Raw genomic sequence first — 14,152 nt, forward strand, 5'->3', positions numbered from 1 at the left:
AATCCTATTCATCAGGTCATAAAAAAAAGCACCGCCAATCGATGCTTTTAATTTATTTAGACCTTATCGCTTTAAGATTACAGCAATGCAATAAAAATTCCGGCAAAAATAATCAGTCCTACCCAACGGTTATGACGGAATGCCCAAAAGCAGAGTTGCGGATTTCTGTCTTTAGTTTTTGCCCATTGATAGATAAAGTCAGCCACCACCACCAGCAATGCAGTTAATCCAAAAGGAATAAGTAAATTCTCTCGGTACAATGCTCCACCAATCAGCAGTACACTTGCTGCCTGTAATAGCGAGATGATTTCAATGTCGTATTTTCCAAATAAAATCGCAGTTGATTTTACGCCTATTTTTAAATCATATTCACGGTCAGTAATGGCATATTGCGTATCATAAGCCACCGTCCAGGCCAGATTACCAAAGTATAAAAGCCAACAGGTCAAGTCAGGTGTCTGCCCGACTGCAGTATATGCCATCGGAATAGACCACGAAAATGCCGCACCTAAAAATACTTGCGGCAAGTTGGTATAGCGTTTCATAAATGGATAGATAAACGCTAATAACAATGCACCAAATGACCAGTAAAAGGTTTCGATGGGCAAAAAGAATAATAGCGCCGCACTTGCCGCAACAAGAATTAAAAATACCCAAATGGCTTCTATCGGCTTAATCACGCCTGTCGCTAAAGGTCGATCCTTGGTTCTGGCTACAGCACCATCTACTTTACGGTCAGCAAAATCATTGATGGCACAGCCTGCTGCACGCATAAAAACAATACCCAAGATCATCAGAAGCAGTACTTTTAAATCTGGCCTGCCTTGGTTTGCAATCCACAATGCCCACATGGTCGGCCAAAACACCAACTCTGTACCAATCGGCTTATCAAAGCGACATAAATAGTAATACGCTGCTAAACGCTCACGCCATGCAATTTGTTGTGCAGTATCCATGACTGTCCTTAACCCATATTCTGTTAAATGTTTTACTGTGAAGTATTTTGCTGAATAAACTGTTCAAACGCAGGCAAAAAAGTCTCTTGAACAATAAATTTACAACCATGCCAAGTATAGCAACTTTGCCGTGTCCAGCCATCTTCAAGCAAAACCACGCGGCGCTCACAATCTGGATTGGTACGTTGAAATAAGAACCAGCCAATCGGTTTTTTACCAATATGCTGAAAGATACGTGCACGGGACTGCAGACTTAAAATCGGAAAGATACTTTTCGCTTTAACCCAAGGCTGGTCTTCACAACCATATAAATAGCTTTCACGCACCCATGAGCTATGCTGATGTGACATTTTCATCCATTTTGCATCACTAAAATTCAAACGCTGAAAATGTTCTTGAATCGGTTCTACCTTAAAAATTCCAGCGGCCACATCAGTAAGTTGCTGAGTCAAAGAACCGTATGCATACAACCACGGGCGTAATTCAGCAGGAATTCGCATATCCTCTATTTTATATCCTCGCTTGTTCTGCATAAACCCACTGCTCGTTTAAGTTAATTGCTCTTAATCTCATATATACATCAGGTTAGCAATAGCCGAGCTCACTTAACCCTCACTTCCTCACCCTATTCAATCAAATATGATTAACAATTATCCGTCTTGGCAATCACTTCAAATTTGCCTTGCGGAGTCTTGATTAAAATCATCCCTTCAGCACTCAAATAAAAACTTTGCGGATAAGCATAATCCAGCGCCAGCTCGGGATTTTTTAAAGCTACAAATTCTGCCTGCTTATAACCTTCCACAGTACGGCCTACTTCTAGGTACGTCACAGCAGAAAAATTCATTTTAAAACCTTGATCATGATCTTTTGGATTAACCCAAGGATAGAAACTGGTGTGTTTTTTACGCTGTGCCATATAGGTCATCTAATATTCATTAATATAAACAGATGATACAAAAAAACCCGCGACATGCGCGGGTTTTTTCAAGCTTAAATTCAGATCAGAATTAAAGGCTGTAGTACATGTCGAATTCAACTGGGTGAGTCGTCGTATTCAAGCGACGTACTTCTTCAGTTTTAACTTCGATATATGCATCAAGCATATCTTTAGTGAATACGCCACCTTTTAACAGGTAGTCATGATCCGCCTGAAGTGCTTCAAGCGCCATATCTAGGCTATGCGCAACTGTAGGGATTTTCGCTTCTTCTTCAGGAGGAAGATCATACAAGTTTTTGTCAGCAGCTTCACCTGGGTGAATCTTGTTTTGGATACCGTCAAGACCAGCCATCAACAATGCTGCGAAACCTAAGTACGGGTTCATCATTGGATCTGGGAAACGTGCTTCAATACGCTTGCCTTTCGGGCTAGAAACGTAAGGAATACGGATTGACGCTGAACGGTTACGTGCTGAGTAAGCAAGCATAATCGGAGCTTCATAATGTGGCACTAAACGCTTGTACGAGTTAGTAGAAGGGTTAGTAATCGCATTCAATGAACGTGCGTGTTTGATCACACCGCCAATGAAGTAAAGCGCCATTTCTGACAAACCTGCGTATTCATCCCCTGCAAACAAGTTCTTGCCATCTTTAGAGATTGACATGTGAACGTGCATACCAGAACCATTATCGCCAACCATAGGCTTAGGCATAAAGGTCGCTGTTTTAGCATATTGGTGCGCAACGTTCCAAACTGCATATTTGAACTGTTGTACTTCGTCCGCCTTACGAACCATAGTATTGAAGCTCACACCAATTTCTAACTGGCAAGATGCAACTTCGTGGTGATGTACTTCCACACGACCAGGGCCCATGATATCTTCGATTTTTGCACACATTTCTGCACGCATATCATGTGAAGAATCCACAGGAGGAACCGGGAAGTAACCGCCTTTAACACGTGGACGATGACCTGAGTTACCACCTTCATAATCTTTGTTGGTTGACCAGGCAGCTTCTTCAGCGATTAATGTATGGCGCGCGCCAGACATATCGATTTCCCATTTCACTTCGTCAAAAACAAAGAATTCTGGTTCCGGACCAAAGAATGCAGTATCCCCAATACCTGTAGATTTTAAATATTCTTCTGCACGGCGAGCAATTGAACGTGGGTCACGGTCGTAACCTTGGCCAGTTGAAGGCTCAATCACGTCACAAGTGACAACAACTGTTGCTTCAGCAAAGAATGGGTCAAGGAAGCATGTTTCAGCATCTGGACGTAAAATCATGTCCGACGCTTCAATGCCTTTCCAACCTGCAATTGAAGAACCATCAAACATTTTACCGTCTTCAAATGTATCTTCGTCAATCGTATCTGCTGGGTAAGTTACGTGTTGCTCTTTACCCTTAGTATCAGTAAAGCGAAAATCGACCCATTTTGCGCCACTTTCTTGGATGAGTTGAAGGACCTTGTTCGCCATGCTCATTTTGCTCCGATGATTTTTTGTTGCACCTGCTAAGTGCGTGTTAGTAGTTGGCAGTTATTAAGCAATTCCCATACCAACTTTAAAAAACAAAGATAAAATATTGAATTCTTTATCAGAATAGAAGATTTAGATACTTTAGTTTGAGGCTATTATACTGTGTGCAAATGCAAATGCACCATATTCAAACACTCTAGATTATATTTGTTTAAAAAGCCGCTCCCAGTGTATCAAAATGGTGCAGATTTATTTTTAAAAGTTGTAAATACGCTTGATCTTTAGCTACTTTGTTTAATTTTGTTAATATTAGATTTAAATAAGGAATTAAAAATTAATTTTTATCCATGCTAATGATTTGATTAGATAATATATCGACTCTTTCATTTTATCCTCACTTCTAAATTTAAAATTAGAACAATCCTATCTCATTATTTTTACAATATTTTATATTTCTTACACTTTAATCCGCCGTTTTTTTCAACACTTAAATAAAGAGGGACAGTGCGCCATTTTGGGGATCAGGGCTAGATAGCCTTCGCTTTTATTGATGCTCTTTTATTAAGCACAGCTTCAACTAATCAAATCTTAATACAAATCTAAATTACTTATGATTAATCTAATAGTTCACTTGAATTTTAGATTTTATTGATTTTATTAATTTTATTGATTTTATTGATTTTAAATTTGAATACAGTCGCCATATTTAGATTTGCTTTTAATGATTGAAATAACGAATGATGAATTTCACTTAAGATAAAATGCAAATAAACCCGCCTATTCTCATCATGTGATCCCTCTAAAATCATTATCATAGAAATAGTTCAGCCGAAAATGCTTATTTTTTGCTATGATTATTCACACTCCGTTTTTTATCCGTTTTAATAAGCTTTATTGACATAAGGTTGCGCTCTGAAACTGGACATAACGTGAGTATTCCTGGACTATTCTAGCACATATAAGTGCATAAATTTCAATAGGTTAGCTCATGCTTTTAATGATCGAAAATAACCACTACAATTAAATGCTGTTAAATACCATTAAAACAAAATCAGCAAGTCCTTATTTTTATACAATCCGTGTTAAATGCCATTAAATATAATTAAATTGAATTAAACACTTTTGTGAGTAATATAGTGAGTAACAATACTCAAGTCATCGCGTTACTCACATGCTCAACGATACCAAGATAAAAAAACTAAAACCAATGGACAAACCTTATCGTATTGCAGACCAAGGTGGACTTTGTATTGAAGTCCGCTCAACTGGTGCAAAGCTCTGGCGTGTACGTTATCGCTTCGCAGGTAAGGCATCCATGATTAGTTTGGGTGAGTATCCTATTATCGGTTTAGCTGAAGCAAGACAAAAACAAGAAGAAATAAAAACCTTACTCGCAAACAATATAGATCCAGCTGCACACCGTCAGCAGCAAAAATTGGATTTAAATAACATAGATAAAAATAGCTTTGCGATTATTGCGAATGAATATGCAGCTGAGCGACTAAGTGAAAAATCACAAACTTATATAGATGCTTTTCGCCGTTCCATGGAAAAAGATGTATTTGGTGTGATTGGTCATAAGAACATTAAAGACGTTACATCGGCTGACGTGCTTAAGATTATGCAAAATACGGTCAAACGTGTGCAGGATCAGAACAACCGAGGCACTGGCGAAGTTACAGCAATTGAAAATAGAAAGAAGATTGGCTCTGTGATGAGGTATGCCATTGCGACATTAAGAGCTGAGAATGATCCGACCTATGCGGTACGTGAAGTGATTGAGCGCCCAGAGGTTGAGCATGCAAGGCCATTAACTTTAGCTGAACGAAAGTATTTTCGATCAAGAATTAAAAGTTATGGTGGTGCCGAGTCTACAGTGAATTCCATTCTATGCTTATTTTACACAATGCTTAGAACAGTTGAGATTAGACGCATGCAGTGGTCTTTTATTGACTTTGAAAACAAGACTATTACTTTTGAAAAGCAGACACGTGAACAGCTTAAAAAAGGCATGCGACTCACCAAGAAAAATAAGACGCATATTGTGCCGATGTCAGAACAGGTTTATCAAATTTTGCTGCGCCAAAAGAAATTAACAGGTCGTAAAAAGTATGTGTTTGAAGCTGTTTATAATGGCGGCATGATGCCAGCGACTACAATTAATAGAGCATTGCAGTACATCATGCAGAATGTCACAGCGCATGATTTTAGAGCTACTGCATCAACTTTGTTAAATGAGCTTGGATATGATGAGAAATGGATTGAAAAGCAATTAGCTCACCAAGAAGCCAATAAAACCAAAGCGACTTACGACCATTCAAAGCACCTGACTGAACGCAGACAGATGCTTCAAGACTGGGCGGATATTATTGATAGCTGGGAAGAATAAATCCCTTACTTGAGGGCCCTCAAATCACTTTGAATACTTAATCAAAATCATTGCCACAGCTTTAGCAGCAGTCCAGTACTTCGCATTAAATTGTGCCAATTCAGCTTCATTTGAAATAAAACCAAGCTCTACAATTAAACCACCATTACTGATAAATCCAAGTTTTCCACGTGCTGATTGTGATTGATCAATCCAGCCATTATCGCCACGCAATCGACTGCCAAAAACGTCTGCTACAGCTTTAGATAGCTCTTGAGCCAGTTTCTTATCTTTGGGTAATGCAATGGTTTCAATGCCATTCGCTTGCTTTGATGCCGCAGCATTCATGTGGAATTCAACTGCTACGGATGATCCTTTAATCAGTTTAATTGCTGAGTTTAAGTCTTGGTTGAGTGTGCCAGCACCATCCGTTTTGTATTGAATACCTGCCTCACGTAAATAATATGCGACTGCATTGCGAAATTGAGAAACCAGTTCGGCTTCTTTAAATTTGCCATTTACTGCACCAGGATCTTTATTAGAGTGCCCCGCTGTGACTGTGACGAATTGATTTACTTCATGTAATTCAGGTTGTGCACGTAACCGGGCAAAAATACCTAAGACGCTGCTTAAGAAACCTAACCAAGCAACCCATGAGTGCGGTAATAACTGTTTAATTTCTTCAGGAACCACAGCCCATAATTGAGGGAAATAAGTTCCAAATTGCCAAAGCAACTCAAAAGCAGCATACATGAAGATGTAGAAAAAGGCGCTAATTGCGCCCACTTGTACCGACTTGAGTTTCCAGGCCTGCTTCCAGTTATCGATTAGTTTCATTTAACACCCCATTTTGTAGATTGCGACTTAAGCCAGTTTTCAATAAATGTACTTCCCAAAATCCCCAGAGCTGATGCAATCGCAATCAAGGCTAGTGGGCTAATATCAGGAATTTGCAGAATGATGGCGCCTGCAATCGTTGATGTTGCTGCGCCTAAGATGGTTCTGCCAATTGTTAATCGCCAAGTCAGTTTTTCATCTGAAACAAGCAGCTTGGCAAAACCAATACATGCCCCGATTACGATAAGTAAAAGTAAATTTTTTTCATGCTCTTGCATGAATCCCCCCCAATTTTTGACATTAAAAAACCCCGATTTAACTTTAGATCAGGGTTGATATGGTTTTGCTGTGTGTTAAAGCGATTCCATGAATTTAAGTATTTTTTGTCCGATGATTGCATGACCGAGATCATTCGGATGCACACCATCAGTCATGCAAGCATTTTGAAAAGGTATGCTCCACGCTTTAAAATTCGAATGATGATACAAATCTAAAATCGGTAAACTATAGTGTTTTGCGTATCTAATCAGCTCATTTGCAATGTCTTCTAAGCTAACTCCATCCACATTTTTGGGTGGGTTTTCACCCCAATTGGGTGACGGAAACTCAATGCCACCCGCCCTGGTGCCGCGCGGTAAAGGTGTAATAATTCCAATTTTTGCAAGTGGATATGCTGCAAAAATATTTGTCAGTGTGAGATTAATAGCCCCTGATACTGTCAAGTGCGTTGAGCTTAAAAAATCACCCATTTCATAAGCTAGTCCACTTGCATTTCGCTCACGATTCAAAACACCAAAGTCGTTTGTACCCATAAAAGGAATAATATAATCGGGGTTTTCTAAGGTGATATATGAAGCTGCAGTAGTGCGATTACCGAAGCCTGATGAGCTAACACCTAAGTTTTGAGTTGTCATGCCACCTACAGTTTCGACAATGATGTCGTGATAACGTTTAGTCGCCCAACCGTTAGCATCGTCAGTAATTGAGTCCCCAATCCACACCACACTTTTATTTTTTAAAATCGACACATACCCAGAACCTGCGCCACCATCCTCTAAAGCTTTAATTTTTTGCTGTGCCGCTTTATCCGTGACTGGAACACCGAGAATTTTAGTTACCTCAAGTGCTTCTAATTCCTCAATTACCAAGGTTGTTCGAATATCTAAAGTGAAGTTTGACCAAAGCGTATTGATACAAGCTGACTTCATATTAGGTGGTGCAGTAAATATTTTTGTCGTTGCATCAATTTCAGTAAGAGTGACGAGCGTTTGTGGTTTACCACCGAAAACATCGGTTGTTGGACTTACAGAAACTGCAACATAAGCAGCACGTAAATCTGGTGCTTTGATTAAATATCGCTTACCTTCAGTGATATTAAATTGCGCTATATCAGTACCAGTTGCAGTACGTAGTAAACCATTTGCAGGGGTTACATTTAATCCAGTATGTGCAACTTTGGCTACAGCAGGACCAGTATAAGAGGGAAGTACATCAGATCGAACAACCACACCTGCAGCATCTAGGTCGTCCAGTCTTTTTTGTGCACTTGAATCAAAGACACCCACCCCATTTGCTTGCTTTACAACATACTCAATTGTTGAGCCTTCCTGCACAACTAATGAACCACGAATATCAAAACTAAAGTTTGGCCACAATACATTTATGAAAGCAAACTTCATATTTGCAGGGACAGTGAATGTCTTGATATTCGGATCTGCTGTGCTGTTTAGTGTTGCAAGTGTATTTTGCTTACCACCTGAGACGCTATTTGTTGTGCTATAGCTGACAATTAAATAAGCAGAACGAACATCTGCTGCATAAAGTGCGTAAGTTTTACCTGCTTCTACTGCTACTGATGTAATTGCATTCCCTGCTTGGCCGATAATAAAACCATCCGCAGGTCTTAAATAAAACCCAGAAGTATTATTAGCCGAGTTATACATATTTTCTCTCAAAACTGTAGGCAGTAGGCTTTTTGTGAAGTTATTTGACTGTGTGATTGGGTCATAAACTGACTTGGTGAATACAACCCCATCCCACTGCCAATCCCCATTATTTGAAGACGTTGCGTCATTGGTTACAGTGACTTTGAAGTTTGCAGGAATATTGGCTTTATCTGCATCCATAAGTGCGTAGGTTTTGTATCCCTTGTTTCCTACACCAATTACATTCACTTGTGTCTGTAAATTCTGTTCAGCTTCAATAGCACGATCTTTTTCAACTTGAACTGAGTATTCTAAATTTTGTTCGACAGAATAAGCACGTAAAGCTTCTTGATTTATTAGAATTGAATTTGCTGCATCACCGGCTATGCGAGCTAATATTTCAGCAGGTAAGCCATTAATATTGCCATTAATTAATTGATCGATAAGTTCTTGAAACTTTATTTGAGTTAAAGAATTTTGAAGAGCAAATTCTTGTAGTACTCGCCATATTTGATCAAAATCAACATTTATTGATTGAGGGCGCAATGAATTATCATAAGTTTGATAGTCACTAGTTCTTGATAAAGTACTATTACGCTTAATTGCAATTAATGAATTAACAGGTGGTGCAATTAAAAATTTAATATAACCATCTATTAATTCCCACTCACCCACCAATGGCTCTATTTCATTTATTGTGACAATAAGCTCACTATCATTTATGCAATAAAATCCTAGAGCAAACTCAGTTGTACTGCCGTTCGCTACATACTCAATGTATGGCGTTTCTTCAGGTACTGCCATGATTTATCCCCTAATCGAAATCTAAGGCGGCTTCAACTTCACCACCGTTTGTCCTCCAATTAGGCGATTCATGGGCTTCGTTTTGTCTGTGTATTTTACCGATGCGTTCTGGTGAATCAGTGACGGCACCCGCCAAAGAATCCAGATCATCATCTGGTTGTTCAGTAACTGCAGGGTTGAACATGCGCATATTTTTGTACTGCCTTGAGCTATTTTCACCTTCTTCCGGCGTATCAATGACTGAGGTATGCACCCATAACAAACCTGACATTAATGGGCCTTCTAGTGCTTCCAAAATGCGTTTATTTTTATTACCGGTATTGTGCTGTTCTTTCACCCCGCAACGAATACGTCGTGCTTTCAGTGCGCCTTTTAAAGCTGCAGGTGCGAAGTTACCAATGCCATTGGTTTCAATTGTTAAGCTCGGAACATTGAATTGCTCAATCAGGTCGCATAATTGCCATACTTGACCACCAGTGATATTTCCATGTGCATCATGTGTGACAACTTCACCAGTCAGTGCAATAGATCTGTGCCAGTACTTCACGCCAAAGTCATCATGTAGAACTAAAGCCACGGATGAAATATCCGATTTAAGCTTGCCGGATGATGGGTCCCATCGCATGGTAAGACCAACAATCTGACGATCACCCAGCATCATGATGTATTTACCATTGGCACGTCTTAAAACTGGCTCACAGTCATAAGGAATCATCTTGTCAGGATCAAGACGCACATCACCAATAGGCTTGGCATGCATCTGATACTGTGAATCCCATTCATTCAGGGTTCGACACTCTTTGCGACGCTTATCCATTTCTGTATCAGTAAAACGTTCAGGCCATAGCGATTCACTGTATAGGTCAATCAGATAATGGGTTTCCTTGAACATGATCTTGAAAGCAGCACCAATCTTATGAATAAAGTAATCCTGGTCTCTTTTGAGTAGTCGTGCTGTATTGCTAATACCGCTAAAAATATAAACCGGATCAAAATCACTTAAACATTCAGTGATATTTTCAAATCGTTTTTCTTTTTCAAACATACGCAAAATCATACATTTCGCTCCTAGTTTTTGAATCTGCGTGTATAGGGAATCGTGCGTATGCGGTGTGCCGACAAATAGCTTTTGTCCACCTGGTATTAGAATGTGAGTTTGTTCAGATAGGCGATAACGTAGTTTTTCACGTGCTTCTGGTGTGCCGATGTTGGAAGGCATTTCCACGTCATCGTTTTGGATCTCGTTAGCGCGTGCACCAGTAACGTTGGAAAGAACACCGCGTGCATGAATAGAGCCGTGACGTACATCACTCGAGCCACTGATCCACCATTTTTGCAGTTCACCACGTGCTTTATGCACACCAAATAATTGGCACAGTGGATGCTTCTCAACAACCTGTTCAGTGCCTCGACTGGCTTTTGCTGCATCCTTGTCCGTTGCCGCCTGGTGCAGAATTAAATGCTCATTACTGCAGTACAGCTTCCATGCGTTATAGATATCCAGAATCGTAGATTTACCGTGACCACGTGGCATCATCAATAAGCCAAGCGGCCCGTAATCCTCCAAGAAATCACAGACATCTAAATGGAAATCCGGCACTTCCCAATTCATGGCTTCCGCATAAATCAGAAAGAACGCAGCAAAGCTGACCTTAATCATGAATTAGCTCGGACGCTGTTTGCGTTCTTCTAACTTTTTAGCCACGCTTTCAAGCAGTTTAGCTGCCTGTGCCTCTGCCGAAATATTGCGACCATCTGTACTACCAGTGGTTTGCTCATCATCAAACAATACGCGCTTTAATTTCTCCAAGCATGTCAGGGCTTCTTTTGCGCCTTTGTACAGCCAAACTTTGTCACCTCGCCCTTCTTTGTCAAAAATGTCTTTACCGTATGCTTCTGTGAGTAAATCCACCGCATCGATTGAGGCCATCTCTAAACAAAGCTCCAATTTCTCTTTGGTTTCAGGCTTTAACTTTCCAGTTTTCTTTTCGTCACGCATATAAAAATCCCCCGTATAAATTACTTATACGAGGGATCAGGTGGAGGTTTGTTGGGTGTTTAGTCTTTCGGCTCTTCACCAATAATCTTTTTACCCGATTTGTCAAAATAGTATGGCTTATATGAATTAATGCAGTTTAAGTAAATCAAATAGATTGCCAGTGCAACCGGAATGATATTCCAAGGCGATAAATAATTGATGTAGTGATTTTCAGACCATGCAACCAACATTGGAGCACCAAACAAAAAAGCAATAATCCCAAGCGCAGGCACGTGATCAAAATAATAATGCTTGCCTTTATATTTCCATTTAATCATTGAACCACCCTCTCAAAATCCGGAGCCTGAATATCGCCAATATCATCACCTAACCAGCGAGTTCGGCCATGCTCACGCTCAGCCTTACGCAATAATTTTTCTCTATAGCCTGGTGCAATCATATCTTGAAATTCATCGAAAACCATACGATTTGTTGCAGCCTTGGTGTACCACAAATTTTGAGCAGGAACTTTACCTTTAAGGTACTTAAACGCCTCATTGCCTGCATTGGTTTCTGTGCCATTAGACATTTGAGTTGCATTGCCTACTGTTAAATTTAATAGGGTTTTAAAGTCTGAACCGAATGGACCACCTAAGAAATCGGTTGCATCACGTCCACTGGCGTCCATACCTGCAACTAAAATATCACCAAGTACTGGCAGACCACCACCGGCTACAAATGAACGCTTAAAGAACTCTAAAGACTTTTCCGGATCTTCACTATCCCACATTGTTAATGGATCATTACCGTTTACCAGTTCTTTTAGTTGAACAACCAAACCGCCTAAAACAGTGGTCATAGCAATCAATGAAGCAGCATAAGCAGCTTTGCCGCCCAAGGTTGGTTGAGCCATTGCACGTGAACCGTGACGCATTAAGAATGATGCAGAGAATGATTTAAATTGCAGCATGGATTTTACAATCTCGCCCATAGCTGTTCCCTTTCTCAGACCAGGTGTCATAAAGGTACGTTCACGCAGTCCGGCTTCAACAACTGCCATGCCTTGCTCATCTAGTAAATGGGCCTGAAACTGGGATGCAATTTCATCTTTTACTTTTTGCGGATTACCAAACTTAGTTAATTGCTCATCTGGAATTTCATAGATAGAACGAGCCGACATAAGCTGATTGCCTTTACGGTCCACAACTGGATCAGCCAGGCGCATTACTTCCCATGCACGTTCACTCAATCCGGTTTTTTCCATGAGCTCACGATCATCTGCATGTAGGTCTGACCATGCTTTGTCACGGCTTAAACGTCCGTATTTCTCCATCAGCATTTTACTAAAGCCAACTTTTGAAGCTGCTGTTAATGCATTAAGTCCAGAAACACGCATGACCTGTGAAGCAATACCACTTGATACACGTGCTAACTTTTGAGATTTACCATGTACCGAAGTCAGACCATCATCCGACCATCGTGCAATAGATCCAAGCATTTCTTCAGTAGCTAAACCTAAGCTGTGTGCCAGTTCACGATCTTCTGAATTTTTAGGATTCAATTGTGTAAGTAATTCACCAAAGGTTTTACGGAATGCAATGTTGTGAATAGAAGCAGTTTTGGCAATCATTGCCTGATCGGTGATAGATGAAAGTGTGGTACCACCCAACATCGATGCAACATTCATAGAGCGATACGCCAAGCCTAAATTAGCCAGTACTTCTGACTGTGGTGTGTTCTGCCCTGAAAACTCATCAAACATGGTTTGTGCGCGTTTACGTGATTTACCTGTGACATTGGCATCAACACCTTTTGCCCAATCTTTTTTCTCTGCTGCATCCATCAAAATACGCATGGCATTACGTGGATTACTTCCCAAGTTTTCAACCAGTGCAATATCTTTAGATAATCCATTTATGTGCGCCTCCACCAGATCTACAAAAGGCATACCACCAAAATCAGATTGGTAATCTAACCAGGCATCGGCATCTTTAAAATGCAGTACACGACTTTCAGAATGACGACTGGTTACTTTGGATGATGAACCACCTGCAGCTTGACGACCTATTTCAGTCTTGTTTGCACCATTACTGGTGAGCGTATCAAACGAGTATTCAAGCAATTCACGAATCTGTTGTTGAGAATAAAATGAACCATCCTCATGCACGTATTTGGATGTATCAATCAGGCTTTCAGCTTTGTTTACCCATGCATCTTTCCCGGCAATAGCGATTTTTTGTAAGTCATGTGTTTGTGGCAATCCCCAATCATCAAGCTTACCAATGTCACCACCCGATCTATTGAACCGCTGACGCATACCTTCAAATACATCGCCCATCTTGTCGCTGATCTTCTTGGCCAAAGCATCGCCAGTGTCTTGTCCAAAACGTTCACGTACAATTTTTTGAACTAAATCTGCATCAGTAAATATACCTAAACCGCCTTTGATATTGGTGTAGAAGTCCACCAGATCACCACGGTAAATTGAAGCAATGGCACGTGATTTAGAATCAATCGATTGAACCCCCGACATATCGCCATGCGGTGCCACTATTCGGTCTACAACTTCACTGGCGGTTAAGTTGGTATGATCTAAAGCAGCAAGGTTTTTAGATTGCGTTAAAATGTCTTGAGCCGCTATTTTATGCTTTCGTTTTAACTGTTCCTGAATATCGGTAGCAACAAATTCACCGGCTTTCACCAACTTGTCTGCATCGGATAAATTGCGCCAATTCTGAATATCTTTTTTGGCTAAAGACTTCATAGCATCCTTGATCCGGTTTTCAATGTCCGTGGCTTCTTGTTGGTTTAATGATTGTTTGCCGAGAGCTTTGGCTACAGCTGCTTTGCATTGGTCTTTCATT

The 14,152-nt window shown here is 40.3% G+C and carries 12 protein-coding genes; 1 reads left to right on the forward strand and 11 read right to left on the reverse strand.

Annotated elements, in window-relative coordinates; all coding sequences use genetic code 11:
• Nucleotides 1-77: 77 nt before the first annotated feature.
• The 4 genes from ubiA to glnA form a co-directional block, all read right to left on the reverse strand.
• Nucleotides 78-956 (reverse strand): 4-hydroxybenzoate octaprenyltransferase, encoded by an 879-nt coding sequence (ubiA, locus tag E0H89_RS00435; protein WP_131213577.1) that lies wholly within the window; start codon nucleotides 954-956, stop codon nucleotides 78-80.
• A gap of 32 nt (nucleotides 957-988) precedes the next feature.
• The gene (locus E0H89_RS00440; RefSeq protein WP_131213579.1) at nucleotides 989-1,489 is read right to left on the reverse strand and encodes a chorismate--pyruvate lyase family protein; all 501 of its coding nucleotides are present in this window, start codon (nucleotides 1,487-1,489) and stop codon (nucleotides 989-991) included.
• A 110-nt stretch (nucleotides 1,490-1,599) separates the two neighbouring features.
• The gene (locus tag E0H89_RS00445) at nucleotides 1,600-1,875 is read right to left on the reverse strand and encodes a hypothetical protein (RefSeq protein ID WP_131214002.1); all 276 of its coding nucleotides are present in this window, start codon (nucleotides 1,873-1,875) and stop codon (nucleotides 1,600-1,602) included.
• 91 nt (nucleotides 1,876-1,966) lie between these two features.
• Entirely contained in the window at nucleotides 1,967-3,382 is a 1,416-nt protein-coding gene (glnA, locus tag E0H89_RS00450) for a type I glutamate--ammonia ligase (RefSeq protein WP_171459106.1), read from the reverse strand.
• A gap of 1,165 nt (nucleotides 3,383-4,547) precedes the next feature.
• Between glnA and E0H89_RS00455 the strand changes: the two genes are divergently transcribed.
• Nucleotides 4,548-5,765: a tyrosine-type recombinase/integrase gene (locus tag E0H89_RS00455; RefSeq protein WP_131213583.1), complete on the forward strand. Its 1,218-nt coding sequence runs from the start codon at nucleotides 4,548-4,550 to the stop codon at nucleotides 5,763-5,765.
• Nucleotides 5,766-5,789: 24 nt separating this feature from the next.
• On the opposite strand, the gene E0H89_RS00460 is transcribed toward E0H89_RS00455, so the two are convergent.
• From E0H89_RS00460 to E0H89_RS00490, 7 genes are all read right to left on the reverse strand, one after another.
• Nucleotides 5,790-6,581, reverse strand: coding sequence for an N-acetylmuramoyl-L-alanine amidase (locus E0H89_RS00460; RefSeq protein ID WP_131213585.1), 792 nt, complete (start codon nucleotides 6,579-6,581; stop codon nucleotides 5,790-5,792).
• Entirely contained in the window at nucleotides 6,578-6,859 is a 282-nt protein-coding gene (locus tag E0H89_RS00465; RefSeq protein ID WP_131213587.1) for a phage holin family protein, read from the reverse strand. Before E0H89_RS00465 ends, E0H89_RS00460 begins: the two co-directional genes overlap by 4 nt.
• Nucleotides 6,860-6,934: 75 nt before the next feature.
• Complete coding sequence (locus tag E0H89_RS00470) at nucleotides 6,935-9,310, reverse strand: SGNH/GDSL hydrolase family protein (RefSeq protein ID WP_131213589.1); 2,376 nt, start codon at nucleotides 9,308-9,310, stop codon at nucleotides 6,935-6,937.
• A 10-nt stretch (nucleotides 9,311-9,320) separates the two neighbouring features.
• On the reverse strand, nucleotides 9,321-10,970 hold the full coding sequence (gene terL / locus E0H89_RS00475; protein ID WP_131213591.1) for a phage terminase large subunit: 1,650 nt from the start codon (nucleotides 10,968-10,970) through the stop codon (nucleotides 9,321-9,323).
• A gap of 3 nt (nucleotides 10,971-10,973) precedes the next feature.
• A complete protein-coding gene (locus tag E0H89_RS00480) occupies nucleotides 10,974-11,309 on the reverse strand; it encodes a hypothetical protein (protein ID WP_131213593.1) in 336 nt (111 codons plus the stop codon).
• A gap of 59 nt (nucleotides 11,310-11,368) precedes the next feature.
• The gene (locus tag E0H89_RS00485) at nucleotides 11,369-11,626 is read right to left on the reverse strand and encodes a hypothetical protein (protein WP_131213595.1); all 258 of its coding nucleotides are present in this window, start codon (nucleotides 11,624-11,626) and stop codon (nucleotides 11,369-11,371) included.
• Nucleotides 11,623-14,151, reverse strand: a complete 2,529-nt coding sequence (locus tag E0H89_RS00490; protein WP_131213597.1) for a hypothetical protein — start codon at nucleotides 14,149-14,151, stop codon at nucleotides 11,623-11,625. The genes E0H89_RS00485 and E0H89_RS00490 overlap by 4 nt, the downstream gene beginning before the upstream one ends.
• Nucleotide 14,152 lies beyond the last annotated feature (1 nt).

It is taken from the genome of Acinetobacter sp. ANC 3781, from assembly GCF_004331285.1.
Lineage (GTDB): Bacteria > Pseudomonadota > Gammaproteobacteria > Pseudomonadales > Moraxellaceae > Acinetobacter.